Source organism: Patescibacteria group bacterium, from assembly GCA_028707065.1.
Lineage (GTDB): Bacteria > Patescibacteriota > Patescibacteriia > Patescibacteriales > WJLG01 > JAQTUZ01.
The window spans coordinates 22,718-46,378 of sequence record JAQTUZ010000011.1; the positions used below are offsets into that span (position 1 = coordinate 22,718).

Below are 23,661 nucleotides of genomic sequence, written 5' to 3' on the forward strand. Positions count from 1 at the left end.
TGCGTAACAATGTGGCAATGAGACAATTAAGCAATCACCATAATTCAATATGTTTTCCCATTCTCAAGAAATGACTGAAACAAATAAACTTCACCGGCATTGGCCGCTATACTCGGTGGCTGTTTTTTTTATTTTAGCCGATCTGGTTGCCGCGTCATATCTGATTTTTGAAGAATATTATCAGAACAAAATTTATCCGGGCGTGAGCATCGGCCAAATCCGCTTAGGCGGAAAAACCGCCGCTGAGGCGAAAAATATCCTGGAAGCCAAGATCAACGACATCAATCAAAACGGCTTAAAATTCAATTACGGCGAAAATGGAGCGACGATCATGCCGATAATTTCCTCTTTTAACGGCGATATCGCCCTGCAAATCATCACTTTTAACACTGATGATATAATCGAGCGCGCCTTGAGCGTCGGCCGCGGCCAAGGAATTTACCATAATACCGCGGCACAGCTGCGCGCCGCGCTTAGCGGCTGGAAAATTTTCTCTTTTTTTTCCTCTGACGACGAGCTGATCAAAAAAATGCTGGTCGACAATTTCGGCCAGTTCGCGGCGCCCGCGGAAAACGCCAAGCTCTTCGCCACCACCACGGTCCGATCGGAAAAAAAAGAAATTGTTTTGGGAGTAACCGACGAAAAGCTGGGCTATCAGTTTGATTATGACCAGGCGCTGCTTAAAATGAAAACCAATCTGGAAAAACTGGATAACTCGCCGATCGAATTATTCTCCGCCAAGGGTTATCCGGACATTAACAAAAAAGAGCTTGAGCCGTTTGCGGTTGATGCGCAAAAATTCTTGGATAATGCCGCCTTAACCTTGGTCTATGCTGATAAAAAATGGCCGGTAGCCAAAGAACAATTCGCCGATTGGCTAATGGTCGGCCGCGCCACCGGCAGCGAACTCGTTCTGGGTTTGGACGAAAATAAAATCAATGATTACCTGAAACAAAAGGCGGCGCCGCAAATCGAGGTGCCGCCGACTGACGCGCGCTTCGAGATCAAAGACGGAAAAGTGGTCCAATTCGTCAATAGCCGAAACGGCAAAAAAATCGACTTGGACCGGACTTGCCAAAATTTAAAAACCGATTTCTTGGCTGGAGGAAAAAATACGGTGACGATCGCCGTGGCCACGGTAACGAGCGCGATCACGGCCGACCAAACCAACAATCTGGGCATCACCGAGATCATCGGCACCGGCCATTCCAATTTTGCCGGCTCGCCCAAAAATCGCGTTCATAACATCGGGGTGGGCGCCGCTTTCTTGAACGGAATTCTCATCGCGCCGGGAACGGAATTTTCCACTGACAGTTCCCTGGGCGAAGTCACCGCCGCCACCGGCTATCTGCCGGAAATGACGATCATGGGCGATAAAACCGTGGCGCAATACGGCGGCGGCTTATGCCAGATCGGCACGACCGTTTTCCGCGCCGCGCTGGCTTCCGGCTTCCCCATTACCGCCCGCCAAGCTCATTCTTATCGCGTCGTCTATTACGAGCCGGCCGGCACCGATGCCACGATCTATCAGCCCTGGCCTGATTTGCGCTTTATCAATGACTCGCCGAATTACGTGCTGATCCAAACCCATTCCAGCGGCACTGATCTGTATTTTGATTTTTGGGGGACGAAAGACGGGCGCGTCGTCGAGCAAACCGCCCCGACCATTTATAATATCGTCAAGCCTCTGCCGACCAAATATACCGAAACTTTAAGTCTGCCGCCCGGCCAAAAAAAATGCACCGAACGCGCCCATAACGGCGCCGATGCCTTTTTTGATTACAAAGTCACTTATCCCGACGGCACGATCGCGGAAAAACGCTTCAAATCCCATTACGTTCCCTGGCGCGAAGTCTGCCTGATCGGCGTGGAAAAATTATCCACTTCAACGCCGGCCGCTATTCCGGTAAAATAATGATAATTATAAAAAGAAGGCTCGCTTGATCCCTCTTTTTTATTTTTTGGGTCAGCAACATAAAAAAGCGGCTGCCGGAGGGGGCAAACCGCTTGTATTAAACATTATTTTGAGCTTATTTGGTGGCATTTTCGACAAAGTCGAAAATATCCTTGACGGTTTGGATTTTTTCCGCGTCTTCGTCCGGAATCTCGATTTGAAGCTCATCCTCAATGGCCATGATCAATTCGACTTGGTCGAGCGAATCCGCTCCTAAATCATCAACGATGCTGGCCTGCGGGGTTACTTTGTCTTCTGCTACTCCCAGCTTTTCGACAATAATTTTTTTGATCTTCTGTTCCTTTTCCAACATGGCGCCTCCTCTTCTTGAGGTTTAGGTGAAAAATTGATCGGGATAGATTGAGATGGTTACAAAATTATTTTTACTGCAATTTGCTATTTTCAGCCGATACTTCGTCAAACTGGCGCAAAATGATTTTCACCGTAATGTTATTACGGCTCAAATCATTTTGCTGGTTTTCCTCGTCTCGGCTGAAAATATCTAAATTTCGTTACAAAATAGTTTTGTAACCATCTCATTTTAAAAAGCTAAAAAAGATCAATCAGATAATTATCTCATAATAAACCCTAAATAATTTTCTGTCAATGCTTTAAGCCAAACAAAAAACCGCCCTAAAGACGGCTTTTTCTGTTTTATCCGATATCTGATATCTGACATCCGAAATCCGGTCTAAGCCCGGCTCAAACGGGAAGGCAAGAAAATTTTCGTTAGGGTTCTTCGAGCCTGGTTCTGTTAGCGACGTTTTATCGTCACATCTTTCCAAAATAAATTTCGGAAACATTGAAACTTGTTAAAAAAGTTTCAAACACAACCAGGCCCAAAAATCCTAAGTGAAAATCCCCATGCTTGTCGTGCCTACCCCGTTTCAACCGGCCTTGATGATAATCCTAATCTACGAATGCATCCAAATCTACGAATATTCGGATGTTCATTTTCGGATTTAAAATTTTTTAAAATTACCAACAGATCATTACTGTAAATAATCAACAGACACTTTCAGAAAATCTTAATATAATATCACACCAATAAATAATTGTCAAGTGCTATTGTGGCCAAAAAAACCTAATTTTAGGCTTTATTTAAAAAATCGGCTAAAATTAAATGATTTTAACCAGATATTTCTCCGCCTTTAGGGCAAATTTTAGCCTATTTAGACCAAATTAAGTTGACAATGATCATCGGTTCGGATAGAATTTAAAAAACAAAAGGGGGTGAAAATTGAAAAAACAAAAAGTTGTCATCATCCAATTGTGTGTGGAAAACGGAAGCCGGGAAGGATTTAAGAAAGTTTCTTGTCTTGAAGAAGTTTCTGCTCAATCGGAAAACAAGCAATGGCAAAAAATTTCTTTGCAGGAATTGCTCGACGTGGGCTGGGAAATTAAAAATGGTTGGCCAATGGGCGGGGGAAATATTTCTACCGGCCAATGCGACGCAACAACTAAAATCGGCCCATTTGTGTCAATGATCCTGCTGGAAAAGGAGGTGCCATGAACTTTTTAAAAGTGTTGGCGCAGGAACTTTTAGTCATCATCGGCACCATAGTAATGGATCCGTTTTTGTTCAAGGTTTTTATTATCAGCCTTTTGCTCAGCGGGTTGGCGGCTAAAAGTCATTTTCCTTTCCATATTTTTTGGCCGTTGGATTTTCTGCTTGTTTTTATCGTTCTTTGGATTATTTTTTTATTTCTCATGGTCTTATCAATTATCAAGGCCTTGATTTCCGGCGGAGAAATAAAAATGAACGGTAAACGATCATGATTTTAAAGTCAGATAAAGAGGGCATTTCCGGCAAGCCCTCTTTTTTAATTTATGATATAATATAATCATTATAATATTAATAAAACAATGCTAATTGAGGTAAAAAATTTGGTCAAAGAATATCACAACGAAGACGTGGTCACCAGCGTGCTGCACGGCCTTAATTTTGAAATTAACAAGGGCGAATTTGTTTCGATCATGGGCCCAAGCGGCTCGGGCAAATCAACCTTAATGCATATTCTCGGCTTGCTGGAAAGGCCAAGCGGCGGAATTTACAAATTTGACAACCGCAACGTAGAAAATCTGGACGATAACGAGCTGGCCAGGCTGCGCAACGAAAAAATCGGGTTTGTTTTCCAGTCTTTTAATCTGCTGCCGCGCACGACCGTTTTAGAAAATGTAAAACTGCCGCTTTTGTATTCGGAGAAAAAAAATGACCCCGATGCCCGCGCCCGCCAAGTTTTGGAATCGGTCGGCCTGGGCCATCGCCTGGGATATTTCACTAATCAGATCTCTGGCGGCGAAAAGCAGCGGGTGGCGATCGCCCGCGCCTTAGTCAATGAACCGGAAGTTATCTTCGCCGACGAACCGACGGGAAATTTGGACTCTAAATCCGGCATCCAAGTGATGGAAATTTTCCAAAAATTGAATGACGATGGCCATACGATCATTTTAGTCACCCACGAAACCGCCACGGCCGAATATGCCGACCGGATCATCAAGATCCGCGACGGCGAGATCATCGGCGATGATAAAGTCCACAATAAACGAAGGGGCGATGGGAATGGCATCCTAAAGTAAAAAGTAATAAGTAAAAAGTTAAAAATATGCAACTAGATGACTTGAAAAAATTTATCAAAAAGGAAGATTTGAGACTGAAAAAACATTATGGCAACTATGCGGACGAAGAAAAGCGCATGCTTGTCAGAACGGTAAAACTTACCGAAGAATTAGGCGAGCTATGCGATGAAGTATTAAGTTTTAATTCCTTGCAAAGAAAAGACAAGCTGGATAAACATGATGTGGGCAATTTACCGGGAGAATTTGCGGATGTAATAATAACAACTTTACTGCTTGCGGAAACCATGAAAATTGATATCGAAAAATCCTTAAAACAAAAGATGGAAAAAATAAATAAACGTTATAACAAAAAATCTCGCGGTTAATTATTTAATTTTTACTTTTTACTTATTACTTTTTACTTTAAATGTTTAGCTTCATTAGACAATGCGCCAAGGCTTCGCTGTCTTCCCTTCTCGCCAATAAAACGAGAAGTTTTTTAACCATGCTCGGGATCATCATCGGCGTGGCCGCGGTAATTATGATCATGTCGCTCGGAGCCGGGGCGCAGGGTCTGATTATCAACCAAATTAAAACCTTTGGCACCAACAAGATCGGAATTCTGCCGGGCAAGGCCGAAGCCAACGGCCCGCCAGCTTCGGCTTTCGGCATCGTGGTCACCACGCTCAAATATGATGATATGCAAGCCTTGCGCAATAATCCCGACCTGCCTTATATTTCCGGCGCGGTGGCCTATGACAATTCTTCGGAAACCGTCAGCTATCACAACATTTCTTATACCACGACTGTCCAAGGCATAGCCGGCGATTATTTTACGGTCGAGGGCGGAGAATTGGCCGACGGCCGGTTTTTAACCGACACAGATAACCAAAGTTCAGCCAAGGTCGCCGTGTTAGGCGATCTGGTGAAAAAAGAGCTCTTCGGCGATTCGCCCGCGATCGGCGCCAATATCAAGATCGCTAACCATATTTTTCAAGTCATCGGCGTCATGAAAAAACGCGGCAAAATCCTAATCCAGGATTATGACGATCTGATCATCATCCCCAACCAGACTATGCGCAAGACGATCCTGGGTATTGATTACTTGAATTTCATCCGCGCCTCGGTCGGCAATGAAAGCCGCATGGCGGAAACGGTCAATGAAATAAAAATGATCCTGCGCACCCGCCATGATATCACCGACCAATCGGGAAACACCGATGATTTCAATGTCCGCAACAGCGCCGACGCCTTGACCTTGATTGAAACAGTCACCAATGCCTTGAAATTTTTCTTAACCGCCATGGCCGGACTTTCGCTCTTGGTCGGCGGCATCGGCATTATGAATATCATGTTAGTCGCGGTGAACGAGCGAACCCGCGAGATCGGCCTGCGCAAAGCGGTCGGCGCTTCCAGTACCAATATCATTACGCAATTTTTAATCGAAGCGATAATCATCACCACTTTGGGCGGGATCATCGGCATCATCGTCGGCACGCTTTTATCTTTCGTCGCCACTTTAATTATCAGGAGCTTGGGTTATGATTGGCAATTTTCCATCACCTTATTTTCCATCGTTATCGCCATCGGCGTTTCCGCCACCATCGGCCTGATCTTCGGCAGCTATCCGGCCGGCCGCGCTTCCAAGCTTGATCCGGTGGAAGCGCTACGCTACGAATAAATGTAATACGAATGCCATACGAATACATACTAATTTCGAATATGTTTTTAGCAAGCATTCGTTATATTAGTATGTATTCGTATTCATTAGTATTACAATATAATTGTGAATATCTACGGCCTCTCCAAACTATCGCTCAAGTCAATGTCGTCGAATAAGGTTCGGACGTTTTTAACTTTGCTCGGCATCGTCATCGGCGTGACCAGCATCATGATAATTTTCTCGGCCGGAGCGGCGGTCAACGGCTTGCTTTATAACCAGATCGCTTCCTTCGGCACTAATATCATCGAAACGGAGATCAAGGTTCCGGTAGACAAGAAAAAATCCGGGACCGGCGGCGAGATCAGTTCCGGCATCAGTTTGGTGATGGGCACGCAGATCACCACCCTGACTCTTGAGGACATGGATAAAATAAATAAATTGCCCAATGTCATAGCGAGCTACGGAGCAATCATGGGCCAGGAGCAGATCACTTTTGCCAGCCAGAGAAAGATCATCACCCTCTTCGGCGCCAACGCCAGCTTTATCAATATCGACCAAAGCAAAGTCGGAGAAGGCCGTTTTTTTACCGATACTGAAGACCGGACGCTGGCGAAAGTCGTGGTGATCGGCTCCAAAGTCAAAACCGACCTATTCGGAGATTCCGCGGCCGTAGGACAGGAAGTAAAGATCGGCAAATTGAAATACACCGTGATCGGCGTGATGAAATCCCGGGGCGCGGCCAGCGCCGGCCTGGATTTCGATACTTATGTCTATCTGCCGCTCCGCACCATGCAAAAAAGAGTGCTCGGCATCAATTATGTCATGTATATGGTCCACGAAGTGAAAGATTCCGCGCAAGCTGATGTCACTGCCCAGCAGATCACGGGAATTTTGCGCGACTCGCATCATATCACTCCGGACATTGACCCGGCTACGGGCCAGGCAACCACCAATAAAGACGATTTCCGCATCACCACCATGAAGGAAATGGTCAAAATGTTAGAAACAGTCACTAACGCTCTGACAATCTTGCTTTTAGCCATCGTGGCCATCTCCCTGATCGTCGGCGGAGTGGGCGTAATGAATATTATGTATGTCGTAGTCAGCGAGCGCACGGCCGAGATCGGTTTGCGCAAAGCGGTCGGCGCCCGCTATCACGATATCATCGGGCAATTTTTGGCCGAATCGGTCTTGGTCACTTTTTTTGCCACCTTGGTCGGCATTGTTTTAGGCGTGGCCATTTCCTTTTTAGTTTCAGTGGGCGCCAAAAGCCAGGGGATCGATTGGGTTTTTGACGTACCGCCGCAGGCTTTTGCCGTGGCTCTGGCTTTCTCGGTTATCTGCGGAGTTCTCTTCGGCCTCTTGCCGGCGCGCAAAGCCGCCCGCCTTGACCCGATCGTGGCCTTGAGAAACGAATGATAAATGATCAATAATGGATGATAAATTAGTTAAAATAATAGCTAATATTAAATATTTATCACTAATTGCTATTGACTTTTTATTATAAATGTTATATGATAATCAAGGTTCATTTTTATCCGAATATTCAACAATAAACTTCTTTCGGAGGAATAGAAAATGGAAGATCTTAATCTTTATCTGAAAAATTGCCTGCTAAATAAGACACCGATCCAGACAGACCTTCTTAATGCCGTGGCTTACGGCAAAATCTCCGGCAACGAAAAAACTGACACAAAATCGGGCGACGAGCACGCGATAAAATTTTATGGCATGCTTAATACCGAAAGCCCGGAGTTGCTCGAAGTGATCGGCGTGGCCGCGAATGTCGCGCTGCGGTTCAAGCAAAACAACGCGGCGATTATTCTTTTCGGCGAGGGCGGATATTACCCCCTTATTCACAAACATCATCAAAAAGGCGATGCGGTTAAAATCGCCAAAGAGGCGATTAATCCCGCTGGAGTCAAAAAAGATCTTAAAGTAGCGCTTGTTTAATACAAAATCATTTTTCTCTTTCAAGGAGGTTTCTTATGGGAGTTTTCATTCCGGAGCACCGTACGGTCGAGCAAGTTCTCAAGCTAATCAGCGAAAAGGGACTTGACATGGTCGTTGAACTTAACGGTGGCGGGAAAGCAGATGTCCGGCCCGGCTTTCAAATCAAAGACGGAGCGGTTATCGGCCGCTCGACAGGGGTCAATGTCGTCAGCATCCCGATCAGAAATATTCACGCCATTCTCAAAATCGACGGCAAGAACGTTCTGGGACGGGAATTGCCCCTGTCGAAGAAACATGTTTCTTGCTACCCCGGCGCCAAGGGTCATGCTGAGTCGCCCCTGGCCAATCCGCCATCAGCGTCAGAGATCGCCGAGGGTGTTGCAACCAGACCGGATGTTTCTTCGATCTAAATTTACAACAAGAACACAAAAGCCAGCAAAATAGCTGGCCTTTTTTTATTTATTATCTCTTCTCTGGCCGCGCCGCGCGTCCGCGGGCAGGCTTTCTTATTTCTTATTTGATCTAAGATATTTTCTGCCTTTCAATTCTTCCGGAAAATATTCCTGCCCGGTCGAATCCTCCAATGGCGTATATTTATAATCTTTGCCATAATTTAAATCTTTCATCAATTTAGTCGGCGCGTTGCGGATGGCCAGCGGCACTTGCAGGTTGCCCAGCTCGGTCGCGTCTTTTTCCGCCTGCCCATAAGCCAGATAAGCATCAATACTTTTCGGCGATTTGGCCAGATAAATTACCAATTGCGCCAAGTGAACTTTGCATTCGGGCAAGCCGAGATTTTTGCAGGCGTCCCAAACCGAAGTCGCGAGCATCAGGGCGCTGTTGTTGGCCAAGCCGACATCTTCCGAAGCGAACCTGATTAAGCGGCGGGCAATATAAATCGGATCCTCGCCGGCCACCAGCATCCGCGCCAGCCAGTACAAGGCCGCATCCGCATCGCCGCCTCTTAAAGATTTATGCAAAGCGGAAATAATATTGTAATGCTCCTCGCCGGTTTTATCATATAAGAGATTTGGATGAGCGATTACTTCCTTGACGAGTTCGTCAGTGATTTCATTTAACACACCCCCCACTTCGTTCTGCTCCGCAGAACTTCGCGGGGCAAGCCGTCCGCGCGGCGCGGCCACCCCTCTTTTTAGAGGGGATTTTTTGTGATCTCCTTTTTCGGAAAAGTCCCCTCTTGAGAGGGGTGCCGAGCCCGGCGAGGCGGGGTGTGTTATCACTTTCGAGCAAGCTTCCAAAATATTTAGACCGGTCCGGGCATCGCCGTTGGATAAATGGGCGAGCAAAGCCAGCGTATCATCGGAAATTTTTACTTTTAATTCTTTCGCGCCATGCTTGATTATTTTTTTTAATTCTTCTTCGGTTAATCTTTCCAAAACCACGACCTTGGTGCGCGAAAGCAAAGCTGAGTTAACGGCAAAGCTGGGATTTTCCGTAGTGGCGCCGATCAAAGTTAAAGTCCCGCGCTCGACATGGGGCAAGAGCGCGTCCTGCTGGGCCTTGTTCCAGCGATGGATCTCGTCGATGAACAAGATCGTTTTTTGCCCCAGCCGTTTATTTTCTTCGGCGCGCTTGATCACTTCTTTAAGTTCGCTTTTCCCCGACTCGACGGCGGAGAATTCAATAAAATCCGCGCCGGTCTTATTGGCGATGATCGCGGCTAAAGTGGTTTTGCCTGATCCGGGCGGACCCCAAAAAATTAGCGACGGCACTTCATCGGCTTCGATGGCTTTATATAAAAAGCTTCCCGGCTTGATAATCTTTTCCTGGCCGACAAAACCGCCTAAATCCTTGGGTCTTAAGCGGGCGGCCAAGGGCATGCCGGCGTAAATTGGTTGATTGGTTTTCTTCATCATATTTACCAAATTTTATCACTCGGCCGGACGTTTAGCAACCGGATAATTGCTTGACAAAAATATATTATTCAGATAATCTAATCTATTCTTTGTCCTTTCGCAAAAAACCGCTTAAGAATTTAGGCGTGGTTTATATACACACATTTAACCAAGTGAGGAGGTGTCTAATGGCACGACGCAGGAAATTGTCGGTAGGATTGTGGACGGTAGGGTACAAGGGCGTGGATCCTTTTGGCGGACCGATACTTGATAAAAGTTCGGTCATCGAGAATCTGAACATTCTCATCGTAGCCAAAAAGGCGGGGTGGATCGATTATTTCTCGCCGCACGATGACGATATCGTCACCTGGGATCCCAATAATCCCAATGACTATCTTGACGAAAAAAGCGCGGTCCGCAAAGAATTGGCGGAAATCAAAGCGATCCTGGTCAAGGGAAAACTGCCGGTAAATATGATGACCTGCTCGCTGCATGGCCATCCGATCTTCGCCAACGGCGGCTTCACCAATCCCAATCCGGTTGTCCGGATGATGGCTGTGAAAAAAGCGATGCGGGCGGCCTGGATCGGCAATTATCTCGGCGCGACCCAGGTTACTTACTGGGTGGCCAGAGACGGTTTTGAATCGCCGGTAATGATCAGCCCGGATAACGGCGATCCTTATACCTGGCTCAAAGAAGCCCTGGATACTATTTCTTCTTCCTGCCAGCAGAATAACTATTCCATCATACGGGGCACGATCGAACCGAAGGCCAACGAACCGCGCGGTTTCTCTTTTCTGCCGCTCGTCGGTTCGGCTCTGGCTTTCATCAGCAAGCTGGACAATCCGGCTTTCTGGGGAGTCAATCCGGAAATTCCGCAGCATTCGGCCATGGTTTGCGCCAGTCCCTTTCTGGAAATCCAGCAGGCGGTCTGGGCGGAAAAATTATTCTTCCTCCATGTCGGCGGACAGATTTCAGGACAGTTCGACAATGACTTTCCCCTGTTCTTCGGCCCGGACAATTGCAAGGTGATGGTCCATATTTTCCGTTTCCTCGAAGAAAGCGGCTGGGAGGGAATCGTGGAATTCGATTGTCATGCCCTACGCTCTGATCTGGCGGCCGGAAAAGAAAACTATCGCGAAATCATGCTGCAGTTCCTGGCCTACAACGCCAGAATGTATCGGATGATCGAGCAAATCCTGGTGCCCAGAATTCTGGCTAATGTAAAACTGAGCGAAGCCGTCTTAAGACTGAGCAGGCCGGAATATCTGGGGAGGGAATTAACCAGACAGTATGAAGACATCCTTTCTTCCGCTCCCGGCACGGAAAAAACGGAACTGATACTTAACCAGCGTCTTCCGGTGAAAGAAATTCTCATGAACCGGCAGAATGTTCTGGCCGCGGAAGAACAGTTCAACCTCTCTCTTTACGGAGTCACCGAAGAAATGCTCGACATGGTCATGGCGAACGAATAAACCTTATCGGAGAAAGAGACGATAAAGCCCGGAGAATTCTCCCCGGGCTTTTTTATTTTTTTTGAAACAAAAAAACGGCTTTTCGAAAAACCGTTAAATATTTTTGCTTTTAATCATCCCGAGGCTGATCCGCCTTGGGCGGATTTTTCACTTTTAACTTTCTACTTTTTACTTTTGTGGCCCGTCCCGTATGATAACTTAACACCCGCCAAAGGATATGCGCCACATAGCCGGCGATAAAACCGCCCAGCATATCCAGGGCGGCCAGGGAATTAAGATGAATGCCGAAAAGCGGGACAATCCACCCAAAAATATGCCAGCCTTTCAAAAATAAAACCAACCCGGCAAAAGCGCCCAGATAACTCCCCGCCATTTTTAGCGGATTGACAGTATCTTTATCCATAAATTTAATTGTCTTTAATGCTTCATCGCATCAAAAAATTAATTAATTTCCTTGCAGCGCGCATTGGAAAATTTTGGACCAGACGCGCAGCGTGGAAACCGTGCAAAATTTCACTGTTTGAGCGAGCGTCCAGCGAGCGAGTTTGAAATTTTGCTAGGTTTCATAGCGGAGCGTCCCAAAATTTGTCCAGCGCGCGATTTTTTGTGCCACTTTTTTCTAAAAAAAGTGGCAAAGATGTTGATAATATTATATCATCTTCCTCTTTTCCAATATATATTCTTCCGGAAACCATTCGCCGCGCAATTCGCCGGCCAGAAAAAAAGAACCGGTGACTAAAATCAAATCATCTTTGGCTGCCGACCTTTTGGCCGCGGCCAGCGCCTCGTGCGGATCAACAAAAACGCTAATTTTTTTCTTGCTCAATTTTCTGGAAATTTGGCTCATTTTACCTAAAAATTGAGTTTTCCTGTTTTCATGCAAAAATCTGGTCAAATAAATCCTATCGGCAAGCGGCACGATCTCCCGTAAAATTCCTTCGGCATCTTTATTTTTAGACAAGCCGATCACCAGATGCAATTTTCGGTAGAAAAACTTGCTGATGAATTCAGCGGTGGTTTTCATTTTATCGACATTATGCGCTCCATCCAAAATAACTTTTGCCTGCCGCGATATTTTTTTTCCTTGTCGGGCCTCGCCCGCCGCAGCCTTAGCGAAGGCGGGCTTGTCCACCGCAGCCTTAGCGAAGGCGGGCATTTCTTCCAGGCGGCAAGGAACGAAAACAGCGGCAATTCCTTTTTTAAACGCGCGGAGATCGGCGCCGACAATTTTTTTTACCGCCGCAAAGGCCAAAACCGCGTTAGCCGCCTGATGCTCGCCGACCAATTTGGTTTTAAATTTTTCACCTTCATATTCGAACTCGACGCCCGACAAATCGTTGGCGATGATTTTATAATCGCCGTTGATCCGCCGGAACGGAACTTTCTTAGTTCGGCAAATATTCTGAAAAATCCGACAGATCCGCGGATCGCGTTCAGCGGTAAAAAATTTTCCTCCCGGCTTAATGATGCCGGCCTTGTCCCGGGCGATTTTCTCCCTGGTCTTGCCCAAAACATCGGTATGATCCAAACCGACATTGGTGATGATTTGCACGGCGGATTTTTTTATCGCGTTAGTCGCGTCGAATGAGCCGCCGATACCCGCCTCCAAAACAACATAATCGCATTTATTATTTTTAAAATAAACCAAAGCCGCGGCCAGCATAGTTTCAAAAAACGACGGACAGCCATAGGGGCTGATCGCGGCGCAATGTGAAAGAAACGGCTTAAGCCGTTCGATAATTTCCAGGAGCTCCCGCGCCGAAATCAGTTTATTCCCCAAATGGATCCGTTCAGTAACAGAAGAAAGGTGCGGAGAAACGAAAGCGCCGACTTTAAATCCGGCCGCGGCGAGAATCGAGGAAACAAGCAGAGTCGTGGAAGTTTTTCCCGAAGTGCCGGTGAGGTGGATAAAACGCAAATTCCGATCAGGGTTGCCTAAAAGCTTGAGTAAAAAACGCAAGCGCTTGATAAAAAATCTCCTTTTATCCTTGCGGCGCCGGCCGCGGTTTTTAGCTAAAAAAGATATCGGACCGGGAATATTGACCAATGATTCTAAAAATTTTTTGGCAGCAATGAATTTGGCGTTTTTCATTTTCAGCTAATTTAAAAAAATAGATATGTGATTATTTTGAGGGCGGCGCCTTCGCGAGAGCGAGACCGATCGCGCCGGCATTTTTTCGCCTCCGATTTTAAGCGCCAGCCGCAATCATCAGTTTAAGCCATAACCGAACTTTTGTGAAGTTGGAAAAAATTAAAATATTTTCCCGGCCGGCGCGATCCAAATCCGTTTTATTTTTTAATGGTGATAAACGGCTGATTCGCCAAATTTATGGCTAAAAATAATAAAATTTACCATTTTTAGCTGTGCACTTTTTTTCCACACCGCAAAAACTTTAACATCCCGAGTTTTTGTGTTATAATTTACGTTGTAACAAAACTCACAATAATGAATAAGTAAATAATCTTATGAGGAGGATAAGAAATCTTTTTTTGTCGAGCGACGGTAAAATTGTTTCGCTTTTTTATTCGCACGGTTCAGGCGCCCAACAAGTTCACAAATTGGCGGAAAGCGCGGACACTCTGACTTTTACCCCGACGGCAAAAAAATTATCGATTGACGGCGAAAAGATCGATAAGTGCCATAATTTTCGCCTCAGCAAATTGGGCAACAAACATCTGCTTTCCTATGAAAAAGGCGGAAGATTTTTTAGCGCCGTTTCTGACGCGCTAAATCACTGGAAAACGGTCACGGCCTTGAATGGAATCAAAGCCGTCGGCACGGTTGTGCCTGATTTTTATTATGACGAGGACCGGGTGATGTATCTTGGGGAAAAGAAAAGCATGAAGATCGCCTATTCGGTTGATTTGAAAAAATGGCGTCTGGCGAAAATCGAATTATTAAAGACTCGGCCGGGAAAATTCGACGCGCTAGCGGTCGTGCCGGCCGCGGTGTTTGTCCGCGACGAAGGCCTGGCTTTGGTTTATTACGCCGAGGACAAGCAAAAAAGATTTTCCTTAGGCATAGCTTTTTTCAACAAGGATAATCCCGAACAACTTATTTGGCGCTCCGACCTGCCGCTTTGGACGCAAGACGACAAGGAGAAAATTGATCCGATCTCGATCGTCGAATGGAAAGGCAGTTTGGTCTTTTATTACGAAGATTCCAAAGGCCAGCTGATTTCCGTTTTCTTGCCCGCCGTTTGGTATGGGAAAAACGCCAACCCGTCCCTGGCCAAAAAACTTCTCAAAAAATCGAAAACCAATCCTCTGTTCGGGCCCCGGGCCGAAAAATCTTGGGAGTCGGTGGCCGCCTTTAACCCGACCGCTTTCCAGCATGACGGCAAGATTTATCTGCTCTATCGCGCCATCGGCGACGACAATATTTCCGTGATCGGCTTGGCCACTTCGACTGACGGCATTCACATCGATGAACGCCTCGACGAGCCGATTTATATGCCCCGAGCCGGCTTTGAGGGAACTTCGGGCAATATCGATTTCCAGACCGCGGCGCGCTATTCTTCCGGCGGCGGCTGGGGCGGCTGCGAGGATCCGAAAGTCGTCAAGATCGGCGACCGGGTTTATATCGTTTATGTCGCTTTCAACGGCTATCCGGAAACCAATATCGCTTTAAGTTCGATCGCCTTAAAAGATTTTCTTAACCGCAAATGGACGGCTTGGAAAAGACCGGTCTTGATCACTTCGCTTGATCTGAACACCAAAAATCCGGCGATCATCAAGGAATATCTGGAAGATCGCCCCTGGGTGCGGAATATCGGCATTGGCGCCAAAAACCCGGCCATCTTGCCGGAAAAGATCAGGGGCAAATACGTGATCTTCCATCGCATCTGGCCGAATATCGTCATTGATTATGTTGATGATCTGGATTTTGACGGCAAAAAATTTCTCAAGGGCCAACACATCATTCCCGCCCGGCCCAATACCTGGGACAGCCACCGGATCGGCATTGGCGGCTCGCCCTTGAAAATCAAAGAGGGCTGGTTGGTATTCTATAACGCGATCGATCGGCGCGACATGAGCAAATACAAGATCGGCGCGATGATCTTAAAACACGACGAGCCGGAAAAAGTGCTTTATCGCACCACGCTTCCGGTGCTTGAGCCGGAAGAAGATTATGAAAATAGAGGGCACAAATACGGCGTGGTTTTCGCCGGCGGCTCCGCCATCAAAGACGGCCAGCTCTTCCTTTATTATGGCGGTTCGGACAAATATGCCTGCGTCGCCACCGCCCCGCTCAATAAGTTCGTCAAACAGCTGATCGAAGGCGAAGCGCCGAAGATGAAGAAGGTAAAATTGGATCACTAATAACAAAAGCTTTAGATCATAGAGCAAAGATCAAAGAACAAGAAACAACTTTATATTTTTTTGCTCTTTGTTCTTTGCTCTATGATTTTTTTTAGCAGCAGCAATGGAAGTTTTTATCGTCGTTAAATTTTAAAAATAAATGGTATTCAACCGCAGGGCAGGCACTCGCACCCATCTTTTCTAAAAGGTATCCTCGCCGCAAGCGTCTGCCAGCCGGCGGAGAGATCTTTATCATCGCTCGCTCGGAAATAATCCCCCGCAAAATGCGGGGATTATTTCGCTCGCTTCGCTTGATAACCAATCTTATCGGCGCTCGCTCGGAAATAATCCCCCGCAAAATGCGGGGATTATTTCGCTCGCTTCGCTTGATAACCAATCTTATCGGCGCTCGCTCGGAAATAATCCCCCGCAAAATGCGGGGATTATTTCGCTCGCTTCGCTTGATAATAAATTTTAATATTTTATCTTATGGCTATCGCCAAACGCTACCTCAATAATCCGATCCTCCTGCCGCTCAAATATCACGCCTGGGAAGCGGAAGAAGTTTTTAACGGCTGCCCGGTCAAAGAAGGCGGAAAGATCCATCTTTTTTACCGCGCCATGTCCAGCCGGAGGAATATTTTCGGCGCGGATATGAACATTTCCTCTATCGGCCATGCCATCGGCCGATTCCAAAAACCTTTTGTTAGCCGCCAGCAATTCATCAAACCCGGCGATGATTGGGACAAATACGGCTGCGAAGATCCCCGCGTCACCAAGCTCGACGGCAAATATTATATTTTTTATACCGCCCTTTCCCGCTATCCGTTCACGGCTGACGGCATCAAGGTCGGCGTCGGCGTCACCCGCGATTTTAAGACCGTGGAAAAACACCAGGTCACGACTTTCAATTCCAAAGCCATGGCGCTTTTTCCGGAAAAGATCAACGGCAAATATGCCGCGATCTTAACCGCCAATACTGATCAGCCGCCGGCCAAGATCGCCTTGGCTTATTTTGACGAGGAAAGAGAAATTTGGTCAAAAAGATACTGGAACAACTGGTACAAGAATATCGACAAATACAAGATCAATTTCAATCAGCCGCAAGAAGATCATATTGAATTAGGCGCGGCGCCGATCCGCATCAGGGAAGGCTGGCTCCTGATCTATTCCCATATCCGCAATTATTTCCGCGGCAATCCGACCTTTGAGATCCGGGCCGTCTTGCTTGACGCCGAAAATCCGGCCAAGATAATCGGCCGCACGGAAAATGCCCTGCTCGTTCCGGAAGAGCCTTATGAAGTTTACGGCAAAGTGCCAAAAATAGTTTTTCCGGCCGGAGCCTATATCGACGGTGATAACTTGCATATTTATTATGGCGCGGCTGATACGGTTTGCTGCGCGGCCAGATTCCTTTTGAGCGCCGTGGTCAAGGATCTGCTTGCCACGCCGGAAACGGAATTTTCTTTGAAGCGTTTTGAAAAAAATCCGATCATCAAGCCAAATCCAAAACATCCGTGGGAGGCAAAAGCAACTTTTAACGCCGGCGCGATATACGAGGGAGGGAAATTTCATATCCTTTATCGCGCCATGTCGGCTGATAACACTTCCGTCCTGGGATATGCTTCTTCGAAGGACGGCTTTACTATCGATGAGCGCTTGCCCCAACCGGTTTATGTTCCCCGCGAAGATTTTGAAAAAAAAGGCGTGCCGGGAGGGAATTCCGGCTGCGAAGATCCGCGCTTGATGAAATTCGGCGACCGCATCTATATGCTTTACACCGCTTTTAACGGAGCCATTCCTCCGGGCATAGCCATTACCTCGATCTCCCGCGATGATTTTCTGGCCAAGCGCTGGAATTGGGGAAAACCAGAAGTAATCTCGGGCGCGGGCAAAGACAATAAAGACGCGGTTATTTTTCCGGAAAAGATCAAAGGCAAATATTATATCCTGCATCGCCTGAACAATGGCATTGATATCCATTCCCGCGATGATCTGAATTTTGAGCGGAACGAATTGAGCGAGGAAACCGGCTGGGCTGAACCGAGGGCCGGCAAATTCGATAGCCGCAAGATCGGCATCAACGGCGTGCCGATCAAAACCAAATACGGCTGGCTGGCGCTTTACCACGGCGTTTCCGACGAAGACAGTTCCTACCGCTTCGGCGCCTTTCTTTTGGATCTGGATAATCCGGAAGAAATATTGGCGCGCACGGAAAATCATATTTTTGAGCCGGTGAAAGATTATGAAAAAAGCGGCCAAGTCCACAATGTGGTTTTCTCCTGCGGTTCGGTCTTGCGCGGCGACACGATCTTCGTTTATTACGGCGGCGGCGATACCACCTTGAACGTCGCCACTGTTTCGCTGAAAAAATTATTGGCCGAGCTTTATGCCAGCTGCCATGGCTGTGCTTGGTAATGGATAATACTAATTCCACGAATCTAAAAAAATAATTTTTCAGTAATAAAAAAGGAGATGTGATGAACATCTCTTTTTTATTGCTTTTTTATTGCTTTTTTATTATCAAGCGAAGCGAGCGAAATAATCCCCGCATTTTGCGGGGGATTATTTCCGAGCGAGCGCCGATAAGATTGGTTATCAAGCGAAGCGAGCGAAATGATCCCGCGCCTCGCAGGGATCATTTCCGAGCGAGCGATGATAAATACTTCGTCCGGCGGCACGCGAAGATACCTTTTAGAAAAGATGGGTGCAGGACTCTGCCCTGCGGTTGAATACCATTTATTACTTGGTGACCAGCGGAACAAAAACAAACCCGGGGAATTCTTTAATGGCTATTTTGCCGTTGGTTTTCACCGCTCTGATAATGGAATTATTTACCGGGCAAACCAATATTCCGCCTTCAGCTAGTTGCGCGATCAATTCGCGCGGCAGCTCGGTTCCGGCGGCCGAGACCAGAATGCGGTCAAAAGGTTTTTCCCGGGCAAACCCCAATACTTCAGTCGCTTTAACAAGATGAATATTAGGACGGGAAGATAAAATTTTTCTCGAACTCTCCACCAGACTGTCGATCATTTCCACTCCGTAAATTTCAGAATTGCCGGATATTTCGCTCAATAATTCCAGAACATATCCCGAACCGCTGCCCACTTCCATGATTTTTTGTTCATCTGCTATTTTCAGCAGAGCGAGCATAAAGGCGATGGTGGAAGGCTGGGAGATTGTGGCGCCGTGCCCCAGCGGGAAAGCCTCGTCATCGTAAGCGAATTTTTTGAATTTTTCGGGAAAGAATTTTTCCCGGTCCACTGCCGCGAAAGCAGCCGCTATTTTATCGGAAAATCCTTTTTCCTTCAATTTTTGAAGTAACTGATCTTTATTCATAAAATTTCAACTTGAGAGAAATCCTTGCCGTAAATATCAAAAAACTTGGGCCGTAAAAACTTCCAATTTCACATTAGGGTCATTTTTGTAGCAATCGGGCGGCAAGCCGGCTTTCTGAAAACAAAGCTGGCTCAAAAATTCTTCTAAGCCCCAGCCGGTTTCAACCGCCACTTGGGGCAAAAACACTCCTTTGTTCCGTCCGCGGGAAACAATTACGCCATCTTGGCCTAATTTTATTTCTTGCCAATTTTTTATTTCTTTCGGTTCGGACAAAACGCTGATCTCGTAATCCAGTTCGGACAATTCTTCGGCGCTTACCGGCTCAAAGCGATTATCTTCGGTCGCGGCCGCGATCGCCATCGATCTGACATTTTCCCAAAGCGGTTTGCCGGTCGAAATGATCAAGCCGATACAGCCTCTTAACTCGCCTTTTTTATTGATCGTCACAAAAACCCCCTCCGGCCTTTTTAACCGTTCGTCAGTTATTTTAAAATCCGTGATCTTTCCGTCCTTAACAAAATTTTCTACCGAAATTTTGGCAATATTTCGCAATTCTTCCCGTTGCTCTTTATTCAAAAAGGCCTCGCTCATAATATTTTTAATTTGTCCCGAGGCAAGCTCGGGATGCCGATTTTACATCGGCATAATTTTTAATTTGTAATTGAAAATGCGACCGCCCCATAGCCCACCACCGATTCTTTGTCGCCGATCGGCACATCGCCGCTATTGGCGTACTTTAAGATTTTCGCTTGCCAGCTTCGTTTATCGGCTAAGTCCATTCCTGTTTTTACCGCCTCCCAGCCGCAAAGCAGGGTTTCTTCGCCCGCGACTCCCGATGCCATTATCGCCGAAATATGTTTATCTAATTCGCCGATTATTCCCTGTTCGATCAAGGCTAAAGTCTTTTGATCGATCCGCTGGGCGTCTTGGTAGGCGGGATAATGCGACATATCGGAACTGATTACCAGCAAATCATCTTTGGTTAATGTTGTCTCCAGAGCGTCAGCTAACTGCCGATAGTTATCATTTTCCATATTACCCAAAGCGATCGGCACAATCTTGAAACCGGGCGTTAAAACAGTTTGCAGCCAGGGCAATTGCACTTCGATCATATGATCCTGGTCATGGATCGAACCGAGGATCTTTATTTTTTTCTCCTTGGCGATAAGTTTAGCCGCAAATTCTCGGTCAACTTCAATGTCTCCCAATGGCGTTTGCCAAGCGTCATGATCATCGATCACTGCCCCGTTAAAATAAGAAGTGTGGGAACTGCCGATCAGCACCACCGTTCTGAATTTCCGTCCGGCGATCGCCTGATAGGCATAAGCCGCCACCGGTCCGCTAAAATTATAACCGGCATGCGGCACCATGATCGCGCGTATTTTATCGCTTGGCGCCTTCGGTTTGGCCGCTGCCAAGTATTTTTTTATTTTTTGCGCCAGCGCTTGCGCCTCGGCCGGATAAAAACTTTCCGCCGCGGCCGGCTGCCTGATTGAATTTTCCATAACTTTCATATAAATCTGTTAAATATCCAATATCAAATAATAAATATCCAAAAAAATAATTAAATATTTAAATATTTTTTGGTTATTTATTATTGGTTATTTGTAAATATTTGTTCACCGCATTTAAGACATTTGCCGTTCTGATCAAACCGTTTTACTTGGTAATAAATCCGCTCAATGGCGAGCTCGCCGCAATTGGGGCAATAAGTATTATCTTTGTAGCCGGAAGCATAAACAAAATTTAATCCTGCCTCTTTGCCGATCTTATAAGCTTCTGCCAAAATTTCCCGGCTGGTTTCCGGCAACTCTTTTAATTTCCAGGAAATTTCCGGGGAAAAACGGGATAAATGCCAGGGCGTGTCCTTGCCCAATTCCTTGGCGATAAATTCCGCGATTTTTTTAAGCATCGCCAGATTATCGGAAAGCGTCGGGATCACCAGCGTAGTAATTTCCAGATGAACGCCTTTTTTTCCGGCTCCGTCAGAGTCTCGCGCAGCGGACTCTGACGCGATTCTCTTCAGATTTTCCAGGATCGGTTCGACCCGGGCATGGCATACTTTATTATAAAACGGATCTGCCATTGATTTCAAATCAATATTGGCCGCGTCCAGATAAGGAATAATTGCCTCAAGACAGTCAGGCGACATAAAACCATTGGAGACCCAGATGTTTTTTAATTTCTCCGCCCTGGCCAATTTCATAATATCCAAAGCATATTCAGTAAAAATGGTCGGCTCATTATAAGTATAGGCGATCGATTGGCACTGGGCGCGCTCGGCCCCGGCGATAATTTCCTCGGGCGCGACAAATGGCAATTTTGTCTTATCTAATTTTGATTGGGTAATCTCATAATTATGGCAATTGGCGCAGCGGAAATTGCAGCCCAAAGTGCCCACCGAAAAAGCCGAAGAGCCGGGCAAGAAATGATAGAGCGGTTTTTTCTCGATCGGGTCGATATTGATCGCCGCCGGCCGGCCGTAAACCAAAGAATATAATTCACCGCCGATATTTTTCCGCGCCGTGCAAATTCCCACGTTATCCGGCAGGATATGGCAAAAGTGATTACAAAGCCGGCAATCAACCGCGTTGTCCGATGACTTTTGATAAAACTTCGCTTGGATTAAATGATTTTCCATAAAAATTTATGGCAGGAACGCAAAATCTTGCGTTCCTACCCTCTATTTTATGCGCCTCTGGTTTTGTCGTCAAATCAAATAAAAAGGCCCCGTAACATGATAGTCGCGGGGCTGTTATACTTCCCTTTCTATTGTTATGAATTTTTATCGCACCATTCTCTCGCATTCTGAAACATCTTTAGCCAGGGCGAGGCCTTCCATTTCTTATCTAAGGTCTCGGGCAACCAGGCCCACTGCCATTTCAGAAACGCCCGTTCCGGATGCGGCATCATTCCCGTATGCCTGCCGTCCGGGGTGCAGAACCCGGCAATTGCTCTGGGTGAACCATTGGGACTGAACGGATAACGCTGTGCCGGTCGACCCTTGTCGTCAATATAGACTATAGGGACGAGTCCTTCCTGGAATGCTTTGGGTATCAAGGTTTTATCCGGGAAAAACACTTTGCCTTCCCCGTGTGCGACCCAGACGCCCAGAATGGAATTTTCCATACCTCTGGTCAAGATCGACTTACTCTTAAGGATTTTGATCATTGACCAGGTCGACTCGAACTTCTTGGAATCATTTTGCACCAATCGTGGCTGCATTTCATCCGACAATCCCGGCCAAGGCATTATGCCCAGTAAGGTATCGCGCTGAAAACCATTGCAGACGCCCAGACTTAGGGTGTCGGGCCGAGCGTAAAACCTTTGCGTCATCTCCCAAACTTCGGGATTGAAGCGCGTTTTTGCCGCCCAGCCTTTGGCGCTTTCCGGAACATCAGTATGGGAAAATCCTCCGACATCCAGATTGAACCTGAACTCATCCAGATTGACTTTGCCTTTCATCATGTCAGTCATGGCCGCGTCAGTCGTTTCAAATCCGGCCTCGAAACAGGCGGAAGTCATTTCGCGGTCGCCGTTACTGCCTTCCTCCCGCAGGATGATTGCCTTCGGCTTTTTGGCCCGTACCAGAATTTCCGGAGCCGTCGGTCGCGGCGCGAATCCCAGATGATACTTCGGCTTACGGCGTTCAAAGATATTCTCTTTTTCCGCGTCAGCCGTATCCGGATTCGACTGCAACCGCTTCAGCTGATAAGAAGTTTCCTCCCACCAGCTGCGCATGACCGGCATTCTTTCTTCAAGAATATTTCTGCCGTCCTGCTTGATCAGGATCTCTTTGCGCTTTCTGGTTTCGCCCAAGACGATCGAGCTAACGCCCCGGTCGCCCAAAATCTCAATCGTTTTTTGCAGATTTTTTTCATGGCATTCCAGGACGGCGCCGAGTTCTTCGGCAAAAAGATATCCCAGAGCAGATTTGTCATCGCGCAAATCGATCTTCAAGCCGCAGTCGCCAGCGAAAGCCATCTCCGAAAAAGCCGTGATCAATCCGCCGTCGCTGCGATCATGATAAGAAAGCATTAAGTTCTGCCTGATCAATTCCTGCACGGCGGCAAAGGCAGCCTTGAGCTGCTCCGGACTTTCCATATCCGGTGATTCATTGCCGATTTGTTTGTTAACGCGCAACAGCGCGGACCCGCCCAAGCGATTTTTTCCCTGAGCCAGATCAAGAAACAGTAAAATGCTTTCACCCGGCTTCTTAATGTCGGGCGTCACTACTCTTCTGATATCCGGCATGGTAACATAATTGGAAACGACCAATTGTCGGAGCGACTTGATCCATTCCCCGAGAATTTTTGTTGCCATGGCCAGACTGTCCTTGCCGCCGTCGATCGCAACACCCAGTTTGATCATCACTTCTTCGGCGGCCAGAACCGCACGATAGAGAGCTGAACCTTCGCCCGGCAGCTTCGGCGCCCACATCCAGTTGCCAGAGGACTTGATATCAGCCAAATCGCTGATCAAAGCCCCCATGATATTGGTAATGGATTCGCCAACCGCCATCCTGGCTCCGGCTTCCGGACTGATGAGCATTTTTACCGG

Annotated in this window: 21 protein-coding genes; 12 read left to right on the top strand and 9 right to left on the bottom strand. The window is 46.9% G+C overall.

The genetic code is table 11. The annotated features are described in order from the left end of the window. Positions 1–49 precede the first annotated feature (49 nt). The gene (locus tag PHE24_04375) at positions 50–1,915 is read left to right on the top strand and encodes a VanW family protein (GenBank protein MDD4902347.1); all 1,866 of its coding nucleotides are present in this window, start codon (positions 50–52) and stop codon (positions 1,913–1,915) included. Between the two features lie 115 nt (positions 1,916–2,030). On the opposite strand, the gene PHE24_04380 is transcribed toward PHE24_04375, so the two are convergent. Further along, positions 2,031–2,264: an acyl carrier protein gene (locus PHE24_04380; protein ID MDD4902348.1), complete on the bottom strand. Its 234-nt coding sequence runs from the start codon at positions 2,262–2,264 to the stop codon at positions 2,031–2,033. A gap of 930 nt (positions 2,265–3,194) precedes the next feature. Between PHE24_04380 and PHE24_04385 the strand changes: the two genes are divergently transcribed. From PHE24_04385 to PHE24_04420, 8 genes are all read left to right on the top strand, one after another. Continuing rightward, positions 3,195–3,467, top strand: coding sequence for a hypothetical protein (locus tag PHE24_04385; protein MDD4902349.1), 273 nt, complete (start codon positions 3,195–3,197; stop codon positions 3,465–3,467). Continuing rightward, the gene (locus PHE24_04390; GenBank protein MDD4902350.1) at positions 3,464–3,733 is read left to right on the top strand and encodes a hypothetical protein; all 270 of its coding nucleotides are present in this window, start codon (positions 3,464–3,466) and stop codon (positions 3,731–3,733) included. The genes PHE24_04385 and PHE24_04390 overlap by 4 nt, the downstream gene beginning before the upstream one ends. An 87-nt stretch (positions 3,734–3,820) precedes the next feature. After that, positions 3,821–4,534, top strand: coding sequence for an ABC transporter ATP-binding protein (locus PHE24_04395; GenBank protein ID MDD4902351.1), 714 nt, complete (start codon positions 3,821–3,823; stop codon positions 4,532–4,534). A gap of 41 nt (positions 4,535–4,575) precedes the next feature. After that, complete coding sequence (locus PHE24_04400) at positions 4,576–4,899, top strand: MazG nucleotide pyrophosphohydrolase domain-containing protein (GenBank protein MDD4902352.1); 324 nt, start codon at positions 4,576–4,578, stop codon at positions 4,897–4,899. Between the two features lie 41 nt (positions 4,900–4,940). Beyond that, complete coding sequence (locus PHE24_04405) at positions 4,941–6,194, top strand: ABC transporter permease (GenBank protein ID MDD4902353.1); 1,254 nt, start codon at positions 4,941–4,943, stop codon at positions 6,192–6,194. Positions 6,195–6,299: 105 nt separating this feature from the next. After that, on the top strand, positions 6,300–7,595 hold the full coding sequence (locus tag PHE24_04410) for an ABC transporter permease (GenBank protein ID MDD4902354.1): 1,296 nt from the start codon (positions 6,300–6,302) through the stop codon (positions 7,593–7,595). 159 nt (positions 7,596–7,754) lie between these two features. Further along, entirely contained in the window at positions 7,755–8,129 is a 375-nt protein-coding gene (locus PHE24_04415; GenBank protein MDD4902355.1) for a hypothetical protein, read from the top strand. A 107-nt stretch (positions 8,130–8,236) separates the two neighbouring features. Then, the gene (locus tag PHE24_04420; protein MDD4902356.1) at positions 8,237–8,539 is read left to right on the top strand and encodes a hypothetical protein; all 303 of its coding nucleotides are present in this window, start codon (positions 8,237–8,239) and stop codon (positions 8,537–8,539) included. 96 nt (positions 8,540–8,635) lie between these two features. Here the strand turns inward: PHE24_04420 and PHE24_04425 are convergent, their stop codons facing one another. Further along, positions 8,636–10,006, bottom strand: coding sequence for a replication-associated recombination protein A (locus PHE24_04425; protein MDD4902357.1), 1,371 nt, complete (start codon positions 10,004–10,006; stop codon positions 8,636–8,638). Between the two features lie 167 nt (positions 10,007–10,173). Between PHE24_04425 and PHE24_04430 the strand changes: the two genes are divergently transcribed. After that, positions 10,174–11,460, top strand: coding sequence for a TIM barrel protein (locus tag PHE24_04430; GenBank protein MDD4902358.1), 1,287 nt, complete (start codon positions 10,174–10,176; stop codon positions 11,458–11,460). Between the two features lie 109 nt (positions 11,461–11,569). Here PHE24_04430 and PHE24_04435 read toward each other — a convergent pair whose 3' ends face one another. Both PHE24_04435 and PHE24_04440 read right to left on the bottom strand, forming a co-directional pair. Beyond that, the gene (locus PHE24_04435) at positions 11,570–11,863 is read right to left on the bottom strand and encodes a hypothetical protein (GenBank protein ID MDD4902359.1); all 294 of its coding nucleotides are present in this window, start codon (positions 11,861–11,863) and stop codon (positions 11,570–11,572) included. Between the two features lie 246 nt (positions 11,864–12,109). Further along, on the bottom strand, positions 12,110–13,552 hold the full coding sequence (locus PHE24_04440; protein ID MDD4902360.1) for a Mur ligase family protein: 1,443 nt from the start codon (positions 13,550–13,552) through the stop codon (positions 12,110–12,112). Between the two features lie 374 nt (positions 13,553–13,926). Between PHE24_04440 and PHE24_04445 the strand changes: the two genes are divergently transcribed. Both PHE24_04445 and PHE24_04450 read left to right on the top strand, forming a co-directional pair. Then, positions 13,927–15,783 carry a hypothetical protein gene (locus PHE24_04445; GenBank protein MDD4902361.1) on the top strand — a complete coding sequence of 619 codons (1,857 nt, stop codon included), beginning with the start codon at positions 13,927–13,929 and terminating at the stop codon, positions 15,781–15,783. Positions 15,784–16,251: 468 nt separating this feature from the next. Continuing rightward, the gene (locus PHE24_04450) at positions 16,252–18,180 is read left to right on the top strand and encodes a hypothetical protein (protein MDD4902362.1); all 1,929 of its coding nucleotides are present in this window, start codon (positions 16,252–16,254) and stop codon (positions 18,178–18,180) included. 324 nt (positions 18,181–18,504) lie between these two features. Here the strand turns inward: PHE24_04450 and pcm are convergent, their stop codons facing one another. The 5 genes from pcm to PHE24_04475 all read right to left on the bottom strand — a co-directional run. Further along, complete coding sequence (pcm, locus tag PHE24_04455; GenBank protein MDD4902363.1) at positions 18,505–19,101, bottom strand: protein-L-isoaspartate O-methyltransferase; 597 nt, start codon at positions 19,099–19,101, stop codon at positions 18,505–18,507. Positions 19,102–19,137: 36 nt separating this feature from the next. After that, positions 19,138–19,692, bottom strand: a complete 555-nt coding sequence (amrA, locus tag PHE24_04460; GenBank protein MDD4902364.1) for an AmmeMemoRadiSam system protein A — start codon at positions 19,690–19,692, stop codon at positions 19,138–19,140. A 59-nt stretch (positions 19,693–19,751) separates the two neighbouring features. After that, positions 19,752–20,606, bottom strand: a complete 855-nt coding sequence (gene amrB, locus PHE24_04465; GenBank protein MDD4902365.1) for an AmmeMemoRadiSam system protein B — start codon at positions 20,604–20,606, stop codon at positions 19,752–19,754. An 89-nt stretch (positions 20,607–20,695) separates the two neighbouring features. Next, the gene (amrS, locus tag PHE24_04470) at positions 20,696–21,742 is read right to left on the bottom strand and encodes an AmmeMemoRadiSam system radical SAM enzyme (GenBank protein ID MDD4902366.1); all 1,047 of its coding nucleotides are present in this window, start codon (positions 21,740–21,742) and stop codon (positions 20,696–20,698) included. Between the two features lie 134 nt (positions 21,743–21,876). Further along, the coding region (locus tag PHE24_04475) for a phosphoribosylformylglycinamidine synthase subunit PurQ (protein MDD4902367.1) at positions 21,877–23,661 on the bottom strand (1,785 nt) is incomplete at its 5' end.

What these genes read in the sequence shown, in the direction of transcription:
- PHE24_04375 (MDD4902347.1), top strand. Translation starts at nt 50, where the DNA reads ATGTTTTCCCATTCTCAAGAAATGACTGAAACAAATAAACTTCACCGG.
- PHE24_04390 (MDD4902350.1), top strand. Translation starts at nt 3,464, where the DNA reads ATGAACTTTTTAAAAGTGTTGGCGCAGGAACTTTTAGTCATCATCGGC.
- PHE24_04395 (MDD4902351.1), top strand. Translation starts at nt 3,821, where the DNA reads ATGCTAATTGAGGTAAAAAATTTGGTCAAAGAATATCACAACGAAGAC.
- PHE24_04405 (MDD4902353.1), top strand. Translation starts at nt 4,941, where the DNA reads ATGTTTAGCTTCATTAGACAATGCGCCAAGGCTTCGCTGTCTTCCCTT.
- PHE24_04415 (MDD4902355.1), top strand. Translation starts at nt 7,755, where the DNA reads ATGGAAGATCTTAATCTTTATCTGAAAAATTGCCTGCTAAATAAGACA.
- PHE24_04420 (MDD4902356.1), top strand. Translation starts at nt 8,237, where the DNA reads ATGGTCGTTGAACTTAACGGTGGCGGGAAAGCAGATGTCCGGCCCGGC.
- PHE24_04425 (MDD4902357.1), bottom strand. Translation starts at nt 10,006, where the DNA reads ATGATGAAGAAAACCAATCAACCAATTTACGCCGGCATGCCCTTGGCC.
- PHE24_04430 (MDD4902358.1), top strand. Translation starts at nt 10,174, where the DNA reads ATGGCACGACGCAGGAAATTGTCGGTAGGATTGTGGACGGTAGGGTAC.
- PHE24_04435 (MDD4902359.1), bottom strand. Translation starts at nt 11,863, where the DNA reads ATGGATAAAGATACTGTCAATCCGCTAAAAATGGCGGGGAGTTATCTG.
- PHE24_04440 (MDD4902360.1), bottom strand. Translation starts at nt 13,552, where the DNA reads ATGAAAAACGCCAAATTCATTGCTGCCAAAAAATTTTTAGAATCATTG.
- PHE24_04445 (MDD4902361.1), top strand. Translation starts at nt 13,927, where the DNA reads ATGAGGAGGATAAGAAATCTTTTTTTGTCGAGCGACGGTAAAATTGTT.
- PHE24_04450 (MDD4902362.1), top strand. Translation starts at nt 16,252, where the DNA reads ATGGCTATCGCCAAACGCTACCTCAATAATCCGATCCTCCTGCCGCTC.
- pcm (MDD4902363.1), bottom strand. Translation starts at nt 19,101, where the DNA reads ATGAATAAAGATCAGTTACTTCAAAAATTGAAGGAAAAAGGATTTTCC.
- amrA (MDD4902364.1), bottom strand. Translation starts at nt 19,692, where the DNA reads ATGAGCGAGGCCTTTTTGAATAAAGAGCAACGGGAAGAATTGCGAAAT.
- amrB (MDD4902365.1), bottom strand. Translation starts at nt 20,606, where the DNA reads ATGGAAAATTCAATCAGGCAGCCGGCCGCGGCGGAAAGTTTTTATCCG.
- amrS (MDD4902366.1), bottom strand. Translation starts at nt 21,742, where the DNA reads ATGGAAAATCATTTAATCCAAGCGAAGTTTTATCAAAAGTCATCGGAC.